This window comes from Pseudofrancisella aestuarii, from assembly GCF_003574475.2.
GTDB classification, from domain to species: domain Bacteria; phylum Pseudomonadota; class Gammaproteobacteria; order Francisellales; family Francisellaceae; genus Francisella; species Francisella aestuarii.
In genome coordinates, this window is record NZ_QLIS02000003.1 from 208,918 (window position 1) to 226,477 (window position 17,560).

Here is a 17,560-nt window from a genome sequence, read left to right on the forward strand (position 1 = left end):
CTTAAAGCTCCTTAGCTACTTCAATAACTTCATAAACTTCGATTTGATCACCAGTTCTTACATCATTATAGTTCTTAACGCCAATACCACATTCCATACCTTTTTTAACTTCACTAGCATCATCTTTGAATCTTTTCAACGATTCTAAACTACCTTCATAAATAACAACTTGGTCTCTAAGAACCCTAATAGGATTACTTCTCTTAATAACTCCCTCTATCACCATACATCCAGCAATAGAACCAAACTTAGAAGATCTATAAACCTCTCTAACTTCAGCAGTTCCTATAATTTGCTCTTTCATTTCTGGAGATAATAGACCTGTCATCGCTTTCTTAACATCATCGATTAAATCATAAATAACATTATAGTAACGAAGTTCAACACCATCTATCTCTGCTAATTTCTTAGCTGCACTATCAGCACGAACATTAAAGCCGAATATTACAGCCGTAGAAGCAACTGCCAAAGTTACTTCAGATGAAGTAATCCCACCGATACCACTAGAAATAATATCAACCTTCACTTCATCAGTAGAAAGTTTAAGCAATGAATCTCTTATTGCCTCAACAGAACCTTGAACATCTCCTTTAAGTATAATTTTAAGAGATTGCTGCTCACCTTCTTTACCCATATTACTAAACATATTAGAAAGTTTAAGGGATTGTTCTTGAGCAATTTTAGCTTCTTTTTGTTTTTGAGATCTTAAGGCAGCAACTTCTTTAGCTTTTTTCTCATCCTTAATAACCGTCATTTCATCACCTGCAGCAGGAACTCCTGATAAACCTAAAACTTCAACAGGCGTTGATGGACCAGCTACCATTATTTTATTACCAAGATCATCATTCATCGCTCTTACACGACCAAATTCAGTACCACATAAAATAATATCACCCTGCTTAAGAACACCATTTTGAACTAAAACAGTAGCAACAGGGCCTCTGCCTTTTTCTAAGCGTGACTCTACTACAGTTCCTTCAGCATGTCCGCCTCCAAAGGCTACAAGCTCTAAAACTTCAGACTGTAACAACACTGCATCAAGAAGATCATTCACACCCTCTCCAGTCTTAGCAGAGACATTAACAAACATCACATCTCCACCCCATGACTCAGGTATAACATCTCTTTGAGCAAGCTCTCCAACCACCTTGTCTGGGTCAGCCTCTGGTTTATCTATCTTATTAACAGCAACAACTATTGGTACTCCAGCAGCTTTAGCATGTTGTATAGCTTCCTCTGTCTGCGGCATTACACCATCATCAGCTGCAACTACCAAAATAACTATATCTGTACTCTTAGCACCTCTAGCTCTCATAGCAGTAAAAGCTTCATGGCCTGGAGTGTCTAGGAAAGTTATAGATCCTTTTTTAGTTTCCACAGAGTACGCACCTATGTGTTGAGTGATTCCTCCAGCTTCTCCAGCTACAACTCTAGCCTTACGAATATAGTCTAACAAAGAAGTCTTACCATGATCAACATGACCCATAATTGTTACAACAGGGGCCCTAGAAACTTTCTCATCTGAGCTTCTATCTACAGTAGTGACTGTTTCTTCCAACATATCTTCTCTATGTAAAGCATAAGAATGTCCCAACTCTTCTACTATCAAAATCGCAGTATCCTGATCTAAAGACTGGTTTATAGTTGCCATAACACCCATATTAAATAGTAACTTAACTATTTCAGCTCCTTTAACAGCCATTTTTTGAGCCAAATCACTTACAGTTATACCTTCATATATAACAATATTTTTTACTTCACTCTCTACTGGCTTTGTAAATTCTTGCTTTTTGATTTTTGATTTAAGATGAGCATGCTTATTTCTCTTGCTACCAAATTCATCAAAAGAATCGAAGTCTCCAGCTAATTGCGATAACTGCTTAGGAGAAGCTTTCTTAAAAGCTTTAGATGTCTTTTTAACAGCTGCTCCTTTCGCTTTCCTACCATCTTCTTCTTCTCTTTTATATTTTGTGTTTGTAGGACTAACAGCTGCCTCTACTGAAAACTTCTTCTTCTCAACTTTCTTTTTAGAAGAATTTTCATCATCTTTACCTTCTTCATTCTTTTCTTCTGTTACTTTAACTTTTTCTGGCATAGACGTTATTTTAAAACCACTAGTCTCTACCTTTTTTTCTTTAACAGGCACTTGCTCTATCATAGAAGCATCAACATTGCCACCCCCTGAAAGCTCTTCTTTTTCAGTCTTAGCTACCAGTTCTGGAGAAGTCTCTTTAAAAACTTCTTCTTGTTCCTGTTGATCACCAGTTCTTCCCTTTTCTTCAGCGTCTAACTTTTCAATATTTAGCTTAGCAACTCTTCTTTTCTTTTTAACAGAAACATTAATTTTATGATTTCCATCAAGTTTAACTGTTTTAGTAACTTTTTTTCTTGTAAGACTTCCTTTAGAACTATTTATTTTTTCTAATAAAGTCTTCATTTCATCCTCTGTAAGAGTATCATCCTTGCCTTTTTTATTTATGCCAAAAGAACTAAGTTGCTTAAGCAAAGCATCTTCATCCTTTTTAATCTGTTTAGCTAGTTGACCAACTGTAATATTTGCCATTAAAAATCATCCTCTTTTCTAATTTTTGTCTTTTATCCTACTCAAACCAAGGAGCTCTTGCTTTCATTATAAGTTCAGCACCTTGTTCTTCAGAAATTTCAACAATATCTAAAAGCTCATCTACTGATAAATCAGCTAAATCTTCCATAGTGCAAATATTGTTCTTAGCTAAAGAATTTGCTAAATCTTCTGTCATCCCATCTATACTAAGTAAATCTTGAGCAGGCTTTTTATTTCCTAAAGCTTCTGTAAGCAATGCTGTTTTAGCTCTTTCTTGAAGCTCATTCACTATATCTTCATCAAATCCTTCAATTTCTAAAAGCTCTTCTTTATCTAGGTAAGCAAGATCTTCTAATGTCTCTATTCCTTCCTCTATCAATACTAGAGCAAAGTCATGATCAATATCTAGAACTTCAACAAATCTTTCTACTATTGAAAGCTGCTTTTCTTCTTGCTCAGAGTCTGAAAGAACATTAATTTTCCAACCTATTAAAGCACTAGCTAATCTAACATTAACACCATTTTTACCAATCGCTTTTGACAGGCTATCTTGCTTAATTACAATATCCATTGATGCTGTTTCTTCATCAACATTTACCTCTATCACATCTTCAGCATCTACAGGCGAAAGGGAATTAATAGCATACTGGATAGCATCTTCATCCCAAAGAATAACATCAACTTTCTCACCACTTAACTCATTCATTATAGAATGAATTCTAGAACCCCTAACACCAACACAAGCTCCACAAGGATCTATTCTTCTATCATTACTTTTAACAGTAACTTTTGCTCTAAATCCTGGCTCACGAACAACATTGACTATATTAATAAGCTCTTCTTCTACTTCAGGAATTTCCAACTCAAATAAAGCCTTTAACATTGTATTACTAGAGCGGCTTAACACTATAGTTTGTGCACGACCCTCTTCATCATATTCTATGCCTTCAACACAACTCTTTATTTTGTCTCCAACTCTAAATCTTTCTCTTGGGATTAAATCTTTTTTAGATAAAATACCTTCCGCATTATTTCCAAGATCTATAACAAGCAATTCATAAGTTGCTCTTTTAACTTCACCGTAGACAATAGATCCTATTTTTTCTTTATAAACTCTAGCTGTCTTTTCACGTTCAAAATTTTTAATTTTCTTCATTAGAATTTGTTTTGCAGTAGTTGCGGCAATACGCCCAAAATCTGCTGCCTTAACAGACTCTCTTATCACATCTCCTGCAGAAACATCATAGCCTTTTTCTCTTGCAACATCTTCATATAACTCTTTAGAATAATCTATTAAATCCCTATCTTCTGGAACTATATGCCATACTCTATCTGCAGTATATTCTCCAGTATTTCTATCTATATGAACTTCTATATTCATATCGTCATTAAGTTCTTTTTTAGTAACAACAGCCAATGCTTCTTCCATAGCTTGGAATAATAACTCTTTTGAAATATCTTTTTCATTAGCTACTGTCTCTAAAACTAAAAGTAATTCTTTACTCATAATAACCTCTCTAAAAATTAAAATACTGGAGAAACTCTCATTTTCTTTAAATTATCAAAATCAAAAGCCAGCTCTTGGCCATCCTCTTGCTTTAAAAAAACATTATTTCCTTCGACCTTAGTTAACTCACCCTTAAATTTAGTCTGCGAATTAACAGGCTCTAAAGTTACTGCTTTTACATTAAACCCAATCAAAGCCTCTGCTTGATTTATATTAAAAATCTGACGATTCATACCAGGAGAAGATACTTCTAAAACATATCTTCCAGAAATTGGATCTTCAACATCAAAAATAGCACTAACTTCTTTACTAACAGTTTGACAATCATCAACAGAAACACCTGTTTCATGATCTATAAATATACGAATAGTAGTTTTACCGCTACCCTCAACTTCTATTCCCCACAGAATATAACCAAGGTCATCAACAATCGGTCCAACTATTTCATAAAGCTTATCTAGAATCATTTTCTAAGAATCCTCCTTAACAAAAGCATGAAATCATACCTTTCAGATAGCAAAAAGGCCCTTATAGGGCCCTTAATGAGTCTTAATACTGGTAGCGGGGGCTGGATTTGAACCAACGACCTTCGGGTTATGAGCCCGACGAGCTACCAAGCTGCTCCACCCCGCGTCTATGTGTAATATAATAACAGTATATTTTACATTTACAAGGCTTTTTATATTTTTTCTAAATAGTGTTCTGCCTTATCGCATCAACCATAACCTTAACCTTTTCTGGATCTACATCAGGATAGATACCATGACCCAAGTTAACTATATAATTATTTTTCTCATCATTCTTTATAAAGTCCATATTTTCTTTAACTGTATCTCGAATTTGTTTATCACTCGCATATAAAAATGCCGGATCAAAATTACCTTGAAGAACTAATCTATTTCCAACTCTATTTCTTGCCTCAGGTAACGTTATATTCCAGTCAACCCCTATTCCATCACATAATGAATCCTTATACTCTTCCATAAACATCCCTCCTCCTTTAGTAAAGAAAACAACAGGCGTTTTTGGAAAATCTTTTTTTATTTCTTTAGCTATCTTATTCATATAATCAAGAGAAAACTCTTTATATTGCCTCATAGGAAGGATCCCGCCCCATGTGTCAAACACCATCAAAGAATCTGCCCCAGCTTTTATCTGCTCTTTTAAATAAAGAACTATTGTTTCAGACAATGTGGATAATAACTTATGCATCAATTCTGGTTTTGAGTACATCATTTTTCTAAGTTTGTTAAACTGCTTAGACCCTTGACCTTCAATCATGTATGCCGACAAAGTCCATGGACTCCCTGTAAATCCAATCAAAGGTACATTTACAGCTTTTTTTGTTGTTGCCACAGCATTATACACATACGACAATTTATGGTTTACCTCATCTAATGATGCAAAGTTCCTTAAATCTTCTTCTGACTTTATTACATCATTAAAGATAGGACCAACTCCTTTTACAAATTTCAAATCTAAACCTAATGCTTCAGGTATAGTCAAAATATCAGAGAAAACTATTGCCGCATCAAGATCATACCTTCTAAGAGGTTGTAATGCCACCTCACAACAAGCATCTGCATTACGACACATATCCATAAAATTCTCAAACTTCGACCTAACCTGTCTATATTCTGGCAAATACCTGCCAGCTTGTCTCATTATCCAAACAGGTGGGGTAGATAGCTTTTTTTCTCCAAAAGCATCTAAAAACAACCTTCTCATGTAAATCCTTATTATTTTATAACTCTATCTAGCTTCCTATAGCTTATAGCTTCTTGAATAGACTTTTTATTAATTAGCTCCACTCCTTCTAAATCAGCTATAGTCCTCGCTACTTTTAATATTTTATAATACCCTCTAGCTGATAATCCTAATTTATCTATAGCCTTATTTAGAACATTCTTACTTTCGGTATCTAACTTACAAATAGTATCAACTTCTGTGCTTGTAAGCATAGTATTTATTTTACCTTGTCTTGCTAATTGTAAGTTGCGAGCCATCTCAACCCTCTCCCTTACAAGATCACTCGCCTCACCACGTAAGCTTTGATTTGTTAAATCATCTTTCTGCAACTCAAGCACCTCAACATGCAAATCTATTCTATCTAACAACGGTCCTGATAATTTGCTCTGATACTTATTAACCGATTGCTGAGTATCTGTACATTGTTTATATTGAGAGCCTAAATAACCACAGGGACAAGGATTCATTGCAGCCACCAACTGAAATCTAGCTGGATACTCAACTTGATTTTTAGCTCTAGAGATACTTATAGCTCCTGTTTCCAAAGGCTCTCTTAGAACCTCCAAGACCTTTCTATCAAACTCTGGAAGCTCATCAAGAAACAATACACCATTATGTGCTAAAGAAATTTCACCAGGCATTGGGTTACTACCGCCACCAACTAAAGCAACTGCTGATGATGTATGATGTGGCTGCCTAAAAGGTCTCTTATAGAAACTATCTGCGATATTAGTCTCACCCTTTATAGAAGCAATCATTGCAGAAGATAAAGCTTCTTTCTTATCTAAACTTGGAAGAATAGAGTTAAGTCTACTAGCTAACATAGTTTTACCCGTACCTGGCGGCCCTATCAATAAAATATTATGACCTCCAGCAGCAGCTATTTCTAAAGCACGTTTTGCCTGATACTGACCCTTAACATCCTCTAAGTTTTCGTATAAATTACTAAAGTCTAACTTATTAGTTTTATCTAAATTAGTTAATTTTATTCTCCCAGAAAGAAACTCAACCACTTCTTTTAGACTACCCAAAGGAAAAGCTTTAACCTCGCTAACCAACAGAACTTCTTCTGTATTGTCTCGAGGTAATATTATTTTCTTATTGGATTCAGAACTTTTAATCGCCATAGGAATAACACTAGATATTCTTTTAAGATCGCCACTTAAAGATAGTTCTCCAGCAAATTCATATTCATCAATCAACAAATCACTTGCAACTTCTATTTGTCCTGAAGCATAAAGAATCCCTAAAGCTATTGGAAGATCAAAGCGACCTCCACTTTTAGGCAGATCTGCTGGTGCGAGGTTTATGGTTATTCTCTTATTAGGAAAATTAAAGCCTGAATTTATTATTGCACTTCTAACTCTATCTTTACTTTCTTTAACTGCAGTTTCTGGTAAACCTACAATTGATAAACTTGGTAAGCCATTGGATAAATGCACTTCTATAGATACAGAAGGTGAGTCTATACCAAGCTGCGCTCTACTTTTTAGGACAGCAAGACTCATCTTTTAACTATCCTTTATTAATAGTTGATCAATTTTTTTCTCTAGCTCTTCTAATTTCAATCTTGTCTTTGCTAGTATCTTTTTCTGAACCTCAAACTCCTCTCTACTTACAACATCTAATTTTGACAAGCTTTTTTTGACTATTTTATCACGCGAGTTTTTTATCGTATCTTCTAAAGAATTTAAAATGTCTTTCATTTTATAAAACCTTATTTAGTTTTATAAAAGTATAAAAATTACGAATAGAATAAGCAATTAAAAGATTTAATAAAGAAAAAGTTATATAACGTTAATAACTTGAGCCAAAGTTGATAATAATGCTAAAGGCATAATACCTAATAATAATAAAAATAAGCCATTTACACTTAAAGCTAAAAGTGTCGATTTATGTGCTTTAACTTTAGTATCATTTTCAGGATCATCAAAATACATAACCTTGATAACTCTTACATAATAGAATGAAGCTACTACAGCCATAAACAACACAAAACATGCTAAAACGTAATCTCCATTATTTATAAGACCTACAATCACAAATAATTTAGCAATAAATCCACCAAAAGGAGGGATACCAGCCATAGAAAACAATACTATAAGCATAATAAATGCAAGCCATGAATTCTTAGTATTAAATCCTTTCAAATCATTTAATGTTTCTATTTCATAACCACCAACACTAATTGCTGTTAAAGCTCCAAATATAGCTAGTGCAGTAAAAACATAAACAATAATATAGAAACTAGCTGTCACTAAAGCATATTCTTGAGGATGTAAACTAATAGCTAAAAGTATAAAACCTACTTGAGAAACTGTTGAGTATCCAAGTAATCTCTTTATATTCGTTTGAGACAACGCAACCAAACTACCAAAAAAGATGGATAATATACCAATTACCCTAAATAAATATATCCAAGAATCTTTTAGTGAAGGAAAACCTACAAACAGAATATTTACCAACATTGCAAATGCTGCTATTTTTGGGATAGTTGCCACAATAGTAGCTACAGCATTTGGAGCTCCTTCATAAATATCAGGAAGCCACATATGAAAAGGAAATGCCCCTAACTTGAATAGGAATGAAGATATCATTAACACAACACACACCAATAAAAGCTGTCTCTCAATACCCGTAAAATGACCCGCGGCTAATGCCTTAGCAATATCAGTAACGTCTAATTGACCAGTGATACCATAAACAAATGACATCCCAAAAAGTAGTAATGCTGAAGCAATAGCTCCTAAAACAAAATACTTAATTGATGCTTCAAGACCTCTTCCAGAGCTTCTATAAATAGCAATTAACGCATACATTGGCAATGATAAAAGCTCTAAACCAATGTATATACTAACTAAACTATGTGCAGCTGTTAGAACCATCGCACCCAATATACATAGCATTAATAAAGTATAGAAGTCACCATCTGAGATTTTTCTATCCTTAATATACTCTCTTGAATACAATGTAACAAAAAGAGCTAAAATCAATATTACTATTTGTAAAGTATAAGCAAATCCACTAAATACAACCTGCCCTTCAAATGTAACCCCTGCTTGCAGAAAGTTATCTTTAGCAAAAGTTGCTACTAAAGCTAAAGCTATAAATAATTGAGAAAATATGTAATTAATATTTTTTATTTTCCCATGCAAAAACAAACCTGAAAACATTACAACTAAAACACCTATTGCTAGTAATATTTCCGGTAATACGTAAAAGATCGATAAATTCATAATCAAATCACCACCCTATAGAGATAAACCAACAATATGCGCCGAAGCAGCAGATGATATTTTTAATATTGGCTCAGGATAAAAACCAAAGAATAATGTTGGTGCTGCTAATAATATAAATACAAACAACTCCATCCTTCCTAAATCTTTAAGACCTGCAACCTGAGTAGAAGTCACTTCTCCAAAAAATACTCTTTTATACATCCATAATGTATATACAGGAGCTATTATCAGAGTTAATCCAGCTATCAATGCAAATAAAGGAGAATATTGAAAAACTGCTAATAGAATCATAAATTCCCCAACAAATCCACTTGTTCCTGGAAGACCTACGTTAGCCATACAGAAAAGCATAAAAAATCCTGCAAATATTGGCATTGTTTTAGCAACACCAGAGAAATCTGATATTTCCCTCGTATGCATTCTTAAATACAGATATCCAATACCAATAAACATACCACCAGAGGAAAATGCATGAGCTATCATCTGAAAAACTGCTCCTTGTATAGCAAGCTGAGCATGAGTTTCACCTAACTCTGGACTAGCATTTTTCAATAAAAATATAGAGAAAAGTCCCAAAGTTACCAACCCCATATGAGAGATAGATGAATATGCTATTAACCTTTTAACATCTGTTTGAGCAACAGCAACTATTCCCACATAAACTATAGCGATAAGAGACATTGCTATAAGCACATATTCTAAAGATGATGCAACTTCAGGCAACATCGGAATAGCAAATCTTAAAAAACCATAAGCTCCTAATTTAAGCATTAGTGCAGCAAGTATAACCGAACCTCCCGCAGGGGCTTCTGAGTGAGCATCTGGTAACCATGAGTGGAAAGGCCACATAGGAATTTTTACTGCAAATGCCAAGAAAAATGCCCCAAATACTAACCATTGTGCCGTTAATGTAAACTTAATAGCTTGATCTAAACCTTGTGACTGTGTTGCCCATGCTATAAAGTTTTGTATAGAATAAGTATCTGCATTTACAAGAGCATTCGCTGGTTGCTGAACAACTTGAGACTGCAAATACAATATTGCCGCTAATAAAAATACAGATCCAAAAAAAGTATACATAAAGTATTTAACAGCCGCATATGCTTTTTTCTTTCCACCCCAAATACCTATACCTAAAGTTGTTGGAATAAGCAAAGCTTCCCAAAAAACATAAAAAAGTATCGAGTCGTTAGCACAAAAAACACCATTAGTTAGACCACATGTGATTAAAAAAATTGCCATATATTGTCTGACTTTAGTTTTAATCGATGTCCAAGCTGCTAATACAATAACCAAAGTTGCAAAACAAGTTAGAACTATAAAAAGAACTGAAAAACCATCCACTCCCAGACTATAGTAAATATCATGATTACCAAATCCCGTAAACCATCTATAGCTTTCCTGATACTGCATTTGGTAGCTACCCACATCAAAGCCAGTAACTAATGGGATACATAGCAATAGAGTCATTGCACTAAATACTAGTGCAACCCAACGTGCTGCATCTCCATGCAACTCTTCCGTTTTAGTTGCTAGTACTGTAAAACCACCAACTATCGGCATCCATATAATCAAACTCAATAAGTGTTGACCAATATTCATAATAAAATTTACCCTCTATTAGCTAAACCATTACTAGCAATAATATAAATAACAATACCCCAACCATCATTACAAAAGCATAATCAAACAAATATCCTCTTTGTAGTTTTCTAAAACTATCTCCTGTTTGATATATTAAATTTGATGATCCATGAACAATCGTTTTATCTATAATAAATATATCTATCACTTTCCACAAAAATGCACTTATTAATAAAAATGCTTTTGCAAAAACCACATCATATAAAAAATCAATGAAGTACTTTTTGACTAAAATATGATAAAAAATTCCCACCCCTGACTTTGTCTTAGATAAAAACTCTGGAATACTAGGTAACCATATATAAAGTATATATGACAAAATAAATGCGCCAAATGCTAACCAAAAAGCTAGGGAATGGAAAGAGTGTTTAACAAATGTTAATGGTGTAGCAGTAGCTTCATCAGAAGCTAAATGTGCTGTAACACTCAATCCACCAAGTCCTTGCTGTGCGTAAGAACTAATTGTATCTCCAAATAATCCATTAGCTTGAGACAATATTGGCTCAAAGAAATACCAACCTATCAAAGCGGATGGGATAGCTAATAATACTAAAGGTATCAATATTGATAATGGAGACTCTTTGATATGAGACTTTTCTTCTTCAGTCATTCTTTCTTTACCATGGAATACCAAGAAAAACATTCTAAATATATAGAAAGAAGTTACAAAAGCACACGCTAAAACCATTGCATAAGCAAAATCATGACCAAAAACTTTAGTACTACCAGCCGCTTCTATTATTAAATCTTTTGAGAAAAATCCTGAAAAAGGAGGCAGCGCAGCTAAAGCCCAAGCACCTATAAACATACAAACATATGTAAGAGGTAAATATTTTCTTAAACCACCCATTCTTCTGATATCTTGCTCATGATGCATAGCAACTATAACAGAACCTGCAGCTAAGAATAGAAGTGCCTTAAACATAGCATGAGTCATAAGATGGAACATACCTATAGAAAAAGCACCTGCTCCTTGAGCAACCATCATATAACCAAGCTGAGAAAGAGTACAATATGCAATAACTCTTTTAATATCAGTCTGTACAATAGCTATTAATCCCATAAATAAACAAGTAATAGCGCCTATTATTAACACAAAGCTCAATGCTGCTTCAGACATCACAAACATTGGAGAAAGTCTGGCAACCATAAATACACCTGCTGTAACCATTGTAGCAGCATGTATAAGAGCTGAAATAGGAGTAGGGCCTTCCATAGAACCTTCTAACCAAGAGTGTAAAGGAAATTGAGCAGATTTCCCCATAGCTCCAATGAAAAGTAAAACACACATTAATGTTACTGGACTAAAAGATATACCTAAAAACTCAACAACCTGAGTATTATCTATGCTCGAAAGACTTGCAAAAACTGTATCATAGTTTATAGAACCTGTATAAAGTATTACTGCACCTATACCTAATAAAAATCCTAAATCACCAATTCTATTAACTAAGAAAGCTCTTAAGCTAGCTATATTTGCTGAGTCTTTATTAAAATAGAAACCTATTAATAAATAAGAGAATAAACCTACACCTTCCCAACCAAAAAATAATAATAGAAAATTATTACCCATTACTAGACACAACATAGCAAAGGTAAAACCTGAAATGTAAGAGAAGAATCTTGCATACCCTTCCTCACCTTTCATATAACCTATAGAGTAAACATGTACTAATGTTGAAACAAATGTAACTATAAGCATCATGTATACTGTTATCTTATTAACAGTAAATCCAACATCTAATGAAAATTTATTAGAAATAGGAGCCCAGCTATAATATGTAGCGCTATAAACATCTCCGTAAAAGAAAACTCCATAAGCTAACACAGCACTTAATACAAAAGATACACTACATAGAACTATTGTAAAAAAGCTTACACCTTCATTTTTTATAGATTTACTAAAAAATCCTGCAGTAATAGCTCCAACTAAAGGCGCCAAAACTATAATCGCAATTACTATAGCTGCTATTTGATTATTTATCATCATTGCCTGCCTAACCTTTCAATGTATTAAGTTTACTTAAATCAATTGTTTTTCTCTTACGTGAGATTGCTACTACAATAGCAAGACCTATAGCTGTTTCAGCTGCAGCCACGGCTAGTATAAAGAATACAAAAACTCCACCCATCGCTTGTTGATGCATATTTGCAAATATCAAAAAGTTTGTATTAACAGCAAGAAGCATTAGCTCTATGGACATTAAAAGAATTAAAATATTTCTTCTATTTATAATAATCCCCGCAACACTTATAACAAAAAGTATTGTGCTAAAAATTAATCCATGCGTAACTGGAATTGTAATACTATTCATTAGTCACATCCTCTTGTTTTTGCTTTTTATCAGATCCTATCTTAACCATAGTCAAACGATCTTTAGCTCTAACTCTAATTTGCTCAACAGGATTAACTGATCTATTATCTTTTCTTTTACTTCTTAAAGTAAGAGTAACTGCAGCAACCATAGCAGCAAGAAGAATAAAGTCCACAAGCTCAAAAACATATAAATTACTATCATTAAACATTGTAGAGCCTATTATTTTCAATCCTCCAACGCCCTCTTTCATAGTTGCTCCAGAAAAAACTTGGATCACTGCGTAAGTTATTATTGTTGCAAATATTGCACATACAATAATTGCTGAAAGCGCATAAAAAAATCTACCAACTCTACCCTGCTTTTCAACATGTAAGTCAAGCATAAATACCACGAACAGAAACATAACCAGTACAGCACCAACATAAACAACTATCAAAAGTAAAGCTAAATATGTTTGCTGAAAAGTAATCCATACTGCAGCTGAAAAAATAAACGTCGAGATCATAGCTATGACAGAATTAACTGGATTATTGCCTAACACTAATACCAAAGCTGAAATAATAGCTAGAGATGCAAATATATAAAATAAAATATTAACTATCACTTATAACCCCTCTATCTAAAATTTTTATCTTGTAATCTATCTGCTGCAATTTGAGATTCATACTTATCTCCTATTGCTAACAATTTGGCCTTAGTCATAATATTCTCACCTCTTTCTTCAAAGTGATACTCCAGAATATTTGTCTCAACAATAGAATCAACTGGACATGACTCTTCACAGAAGCCACAAAATATACATTTAAATAAATCTATTTCATAACTTGATGTTCTTCTTGAACCATCTTCCCTTTCAGTTGAATTAATTGTAATTGCTAAAGCTGGGCAAACCACCTCACAAAGTTTACAAGCAATACATCTTTCTTCACCATTTTCATATCGTCTTAAAGCATGTAAACCTCTAAATCTATTAGAGACAGGAGTTCTTTCATCTGGGTACTGTACAGTAACTTTTCTAGTAAAAAAGTGTTTCCCCGTAACTGTCAGCCCTTTCAAAAGCTCCCATAGTAAAAATGTTTTAAGAAAACTTGTAACATTTCTCATTTCTTTATCCTTTTTACCACCAAGGCCCTACATTAAATCTTACCATACAAGCAACCACAACAACCCAAGCAAATGTTAGTGGAATAAATATTTTCCATCCAAGTCTCATTATTTGATCATATCTATATCTAGGGTAAGTTGCTCTAATCCATAAAAACATAAACATAAACACACTAGTTTTACCAAATAACCATACTACGCCAGGTATTATTGAAAATATGTGCTCAAGAGCTGTTCCTTCAAAAGGAGAATTCCAACCGCCTAAAAACATTATCGCAGTCAAAATACTAATTAAAATCATATTCGCATATTCTGCCAAGAAAAATAAAGCAAATCTAGCCCCAGTATATTCTATGTGATGCCCTGCAACAATTTCAGACTCTCCCTCAACAACGTCAAAAGGCGCTCTATTAGTTTCAGCAATACCTGAAATGAAATACACAATAAACAAAGGGAATAAAGGTATAAAATACCAATGTAATATTCCTCCAGCTTGTGACTCTATTATTCCTGTTATACTCATAGATCCAGCAGCTATTACAACGCCTACTATAGCAAAGCCCATAGAAAGCTCATATGAAATAACTTGAGCTCCAGCTCTAAGCGCACCGAATAAAGAATATTTACTATTTGATGCCCACCCAGCAATAACTATTCCATATATAGAAAAAGATGTCATTGCTAATATATAAAGAAGTCCAAGATTCATATCTGAGACCACTACACCTTTAGCAAATGGGATAACTGCCCACGCTGCATATGCTGGTGCAAATGCCAATATTGGAGCAACAAAGAATAAATATCTATTTGATTTTGTAGGAACAATTATCTCTTTTAAGAAAAGCTTTAAAGCATCAATTATAGGTTGCAACAAACCAAAAGAGCCGACTCTATTTGGACCAATCCTATCTTGCATATATCCAATAACTTTTCTCTCAGCATATGTATAGTACGCAACCACTAAAATCAAAGGAATGATTATAAGAAGAGTATAAAGAGAAATCCATAAAACATACTCTAACATACCTACTCTCCCTTATCGTTAACTAGTCTTATACTAATATTGTTGTCACTATACAAAAATGACTCCATTTTTTTTCTAGGAATCATTATATTCTTTGAATGAAGAGCATCATCTACAACAAAATCATATTCAACTGAATTTTCTATATTATAAAACTTGATTCTACCAACTTCATTATCAGAACCAATCTTATCTGCTAAAGTTCTAGAAATTCTTACTCCAGAATACCTTTTAGCATCTTGAGTTTCCTGTAAAGGTTTAGATCTTCTTATTAAGCTAGTATTATCGTACATACTGCTAGTAGCAACAAAAGTTATATCTCTAGCTTCTTCCAAAGGCAACTCTTTCAGCTCTTTTTTATAATCTATTTCAACACTACTATTATCTTGCTGATTATTATAAGCATCTGTAGTGACTTCTGAGATTTCATTATATTCAAAACCTTTCAGATCTAATATATTACCCAGAACTCTTAGGATTCTCCAGAGCTCTTTATTTTCAGCATAAGGCTTTACAACTTGCTTAAACTTCTTAATATTTCCAAAAGCATCCACAAAACTACCAGATGTTTCATAATGAGAAGCAGTAGGAATAATGATATCTGCCTGTTCTTTTATCAATCTATCTGCATAAGCACCAAATGAAACTACAATATCTATATTTGATAAAGCTTCTTTTAATTTAGCTTCACCAAGAACACTATCCTTAGCAGGCTCAGTATTAAATAATAACAATAATTTCGTATCTGTACTTCCACTCAAACACTCTTTCACAGAAAACTCCGTATCGCAACCAAAACCAGGGACCACTCCTGTTCTGACAGCGCCTACCGAATTAACATTTGTTGGCAAGAATCCTCCTTTGATATTTATAACTTCTCTTATCATAGAAATAATGATTGATACAAACCCAAACTCTTTTGATCCAACTATATCTTGCCCAACAAGTATTTTCGGTGAATTTGCTTCTAAAATTTGATCTGCAACTTTTCTTACTTCTGCAGCAGGATCAACTTTTCTTAAAACATCATCTAAATCAAAATGACTATAGCTAATATTAGCTCTAGTAAGCAAAGCTTTAAGTAAAGAAAGGGCTAAAAACCCTGCGTCACTTAAATCCATTTTTGTCTGAGCAATTGGATAATTAAACTCGTAATCACAGATATTCCAAGCAACTACCTTAGCACCTTTTTCAACAGCTTCTTTTACTCCATAATTTATTAATGGATATTCTTTTCTCAGATTTGAACCTAGAACAAATATAAAATCAGACTTTTCAATTTCTTTTAATGAACAATCCAGTCCAATACCAGATGAAACTCCTTTTTTAGAAGCATTCTCTCTTACTCGAGAATCTATATTTTCAGAGCCTACAGCTTTCAAAAGTTTTTTTGTTAAAAACATTTCTTCTGAAGTAGAGCTCTCAGATATTACAGCAGCTATTTTATCAGCACCATCTTTTTCAACTGTTTGCTTAATAGCCACTTTTACAAAATCTAAAGCCTCTTCCCAAGAAACAGGCACCCAATCACCTGATTTTTTAATCATTGGTTGCTCAATTCTATCTTCGCTATAAAGACCCGCATATTCAAATCTATCCCTATCAGCTATCCATGTACTTCCCGTTTCATCTTCTCTCGGTACAACTCTAACTAATTTATTTTGATATATGTGTGCATTTAAATCTGTAGCAACACCGTCACCAGCAGAGATAGCTGGATATTGTTTAAGCTCCCAAGCTCTTGCTTTAAATCTAAAAGGCTTTGAAGTAAGTGCTCCAACAGGGCAAAGGTCTATAACATTTCCTGACAATTCCGAATTAACTACATCTCCAGAGATATAAGTACTAATCTCAGAATGATCGCTTCTTCCCATAACACCTAGCTCTTTAACGCCAGCCACTTCCTCACCAAATCTAACACAGCGTGTACATAGAATACATCTAGTCATATCAGTAGATATCAAAGGACCAAGTCCAGGATCTGCAACTGCTCTTTTTGTTTCCTTATAGTCTGATGTAGTATTTCCGTAACCAAGAGCAATATCTTGTAACTCACACTCTCCACCTTGATCACAAATCGGACAGTCTAATGGATGGTTTATAAGCAAAAACTCCATAACATCTTTTTGCATCTGCAAAGCTTTTTCAGACCTTGTTTTTACTTTCATTCCGTCCATAACTGGTGTTGCGCAAGCCGGCGATGCTCTTCTAGCACCATCAACATCAACTAAACACATACGACAGTTAGCTGCTACAGAAAGCTTTTTATGGTAACAAAATCTAGGTATATATATACCATTTGCATCTGCAATCTGAATTATAGTCTGGTTAGGTAGCGCTTCATAACTTCTACCATCTATTTCTACATTAACTTTTTTGGATTCTTTATTGTCTGACACAAAACTTCTCCAA

Annotated in this window: 14 protein-coding genes and 1 tRNA gene; all 15 read right to left on the reverse strand. The window is 33.9% G+C overall.

What is annotated here, in order from left to right; all coding sequences use genetic code 11:
• Position 1: 1 nt before the first annotated feature.
• A complete protein-coding gene (gene infB / locus DNK87_RS07885) occupies positions 2 to 2,563 on the reverse strand; it encodes a translation initiation factor IF-2 (RefSeq protein WP_119331022.1) in 2,562 nt (853 codons plus the stop codon).
• A gap of 37 nt (positions 2,564 to 2,600) precedes the next feature.
• Positions 2,601 to 4,070 carry a transcription termination factor NusA gene (gene nusA, locus DNK87_RS07890; RefSeq protein ID WP_119331023.1) on the reverse strand — a complete coding sequence of 490 codons (1,470 nt, stop codon included), beginning with the start codon at positions 4,068 to 4,070 and terminating at the stop codon, positions 2,601 to 2,603.
• Between the two features lie 17 nt (positions 4,071 to 4,087).
• Positions 4,088 to 4,537: a ribosome maturation factor RimP gene (gene rimP / locus DNK87_RS07895; protein ID WP_119331024.1), complete on the reverse strand. Its 450-nt coding sequence runs from the start codon at positions 4,535 to 4,537 to the stop codon at positions 4,088 to 4,090.
• An 89-nt stretch (positions 4,538 to 4,626) separates the two neighbouring features.
• Positions 4,627 to 4,703: transfer RNA gene (locus DNK87_RS07900), tRNA-Met, on the reverse strand.
• A 57-nt stretch (positions 4,704 to 4,760) separates the two neighbouring features.
• Positions 4,761 to 5,798 (reverse strand): uroporphyrinogen decarboxylase, encoded by a 1,038-nt coding sequence (hemE, locus tag DNK87_RS07905; RefSeq protein WP_119331025.1) that lies wholly within the window; start codon positions 5,796 to 5,798, stop codon positions 4,761 to 4,763.
• Between the two features lie 11 nt (positions 5,799 to 5,809).
• Positions 5,810 to 7,327 carry a YifB family Mg chelatase-like AAA ATPase gene (locus tag DNK87_RS07910; protein ID WP_119331026.1) on the reverse strand — a complete coding sequence of 506 codons (1,518 nt, stop codon included), beginning with the start codon at positions 7,325 to 7,327 and terminating at the stop codon, positions 5,810 to 5,812.
• Between the two features lie 3 nt (positions 7,328 to 7,330).
• A complete protein-coding gene (locus DNK87_RS07915) occupies positions 7,331 to 7,525 on the reverse strand; it encodes an accessory factor UbiK family protein (RefSeq protein WP_119331027.1) in 195 nt (64 codons plus the stop codon).
• A gap of 81 nt (positions 7,526 to 7,606) precedes the next feature.
• Positions 7,607 to 9,055, reverse strand: coding sequence for an NADH-quinone oxidoreductase subunit N (locus DNK87_RS07920; protein ID WP_119331028.1), 1,449 nt, complete (start codon positions 9,053 to 9,055; stop codon positions 7,607 to 7,609).
• A gap of 15 nt (positions 9,056 to 9,070) precedes the next feature.
• Positions 9,071 to 10,660, reverse strand: coding sequence for a complex I subunit 4 family protein (locus DNK87_RS07925; RefSeq protein ID WP_119331029.1), 1,590 nt, complete (start codon positions 10,658 to 10,660; stop codon positions 9,071 to 9,073).
• 22 nt (positions 10,661 to 10,682) lie between these two features.
• Positions 10,683 to 12,692 carry an NADH-quinone oxidoreductase subunit L gene (nuoL, locus tag DNK87_RS07930; protein ID WP_119331030.1) on the reverse strand — a complete coding sequence of 670 codons (2,010 nt, stop codon included), beginning with the start codon at positions 12,690 to 12,692 and terminating at the stop codon, positions 10,683 to 10,685.
• Positions 12,693 to 12,699: 7 nt separating this feature from the next.
• A complete protein-coding gene (gene nuoK / locus DNK87_RS07935; protein WP_071663556.1) occupies positions 12,700 to 13,017 on the reverse strand; it encodes an NADH-quinone oxidoreductase subunit NuoK in 318 nt (105 codons plus the stop codon).
• Positions 13,010 to 13,624, reverse strand: coding sequence for an NADH-quinone oxidoreductase subunit J (locus DNK87_RS07940; RefSeq protein WP_119331031.1), 615 nt, complete (start codon positions 13,622 to 13,624; stop codon positions 13,010 to 13,012). The genes nuoK and DNK87_RS07940 overlap by 8 nt, the downstream gene beginning before the upstream one ends.
• 11 nt (positions 13,625 to 13,635) lie before the next feature.
• Positions 13,636 to 14,124, reverse strand: a complete 489-nt coding sequence (nuoI, locus tag DNK87_RS07945; RefSeq protein ID WP_071663554.1) for an NADH-quinone oxidoreductase subunit NuoI — start codon at positions 14,122 to 14,124, stop codon at positions 13,636 to 13,638.
• A 13-nt stretch (positions 14,125 to 14,137) separates the two neighbouring features.
• Positions 14,138 to 15,148, reverse strand: a complete 1,011-nt coding sequence (gene nuoH / locus DNK87_RS07950; RefSeq protein ID WP_119331032.1) for an NADH-quinone oxidoreductase subunit NuoH — start codon at positions 15,146 to 15,148, stop codon at positions 14,138 to 14,140.
• Positions 15,149 to 15,150: 2 nt separating this feature from the next.
• On the reverse strand, positions 15,151 to 17,547 hold the full coding sequence (gene nuoG, locus DNK87_RS07955; protein WP_119331033.1) for an NADH-quinone oxidoreductase subunit NuoG: 2,397 nt from the start codon (positions 17,545 to 17,547) through the stop codon (positions 15,151 to 15,153).
• Positions 17,548 to 17,560 lie beyond the last annotated feature (13 nt).

Excerpts from the sequence above, each read along its gene's own strand:
- infB (WP_119331022.1), bottom strand. The coding sequence starts at position 2,563 with ATGGCAAATATTACAGTTGGTCAACTAGCTAAACAGATTAAAAAGGAT.
- nusA (WP_119331023.1), bottom strand. The coding sequence starts at position 4,070 with ATGAGTAAAGAATTACTTTTAGTTTTAGAGACAGTAGCTAATGAAAAA.
- rimP (WP_119331024.1), bottom strand. The coding sequence starts at position 4,537 with ATGATTCTAGATAAGCTTTATGAAATAGTTGGACCGATTGTTGATGAC.
- hemE (WP_119331025.1), bottom strand. The coding sequence starts at position 5,798 with ATGAGAAGGTTGTTTTTAGATGCTTTTGGAGAAAAAAAGCTATCTACC.
- DNK87_RS07910 (WP_119331026.1), bottom strand. The coding sequence starts at position 7,327 with ATGAGTCTTGCTGTCCTAAAAAGTAGAGCGCAGCTTGGTATAGACTCA.
- DNK87_RS07915 (WP_119331027.1), bottom strand. The coding sequence starts at position 7,525 with ATGAAAGACATTTTAAATTCTTTAGAAGATACGATAAAAAACTCGCGT.
- DNK87_RS07920 (WP_119331028.1), bottom strand. The coding sequence starts at position 9,055 with ATGAATTTATCGATCTTTTACGTATTACCGGAAATATTACTAGCAATA.
- DNK87_RS07925 (WP_119331029.1), bottom strand. The coding sequence starts at position 10,660 with ATGAATATTGGTCAACACTTATTGAGTTTGATTATATGGATGCCGATA.
- nuoL (WP_119331030.1), bottom strand. The coding sequence starts at position 12,692 with ATGATGATAAATAATCAAATAGCAGCTATAGTAATTGCGATTATAGTT.
- nuoK (WP_071663556.1), bottom strand. The coding sequence starts at position 13,017 with ATGAATAGTATTACAATTCCAGTTACGCATGGATTAATTTTTAGCACA.
- nuoI (WP_071663554.1), bottom strand. The coding sequence starts at position 14,124 with ATGAGAAATGTTACAAGTTTTCTTAAAACATTTTTACTATGGGAGCTT.
- nuoH (WP_119331032.1), bottom strand. The coding sequence starts at position 15,148 with ATGTTAGAGTATGTTTTATGGATTTCTCTTTATACTCTTCTTATAATC.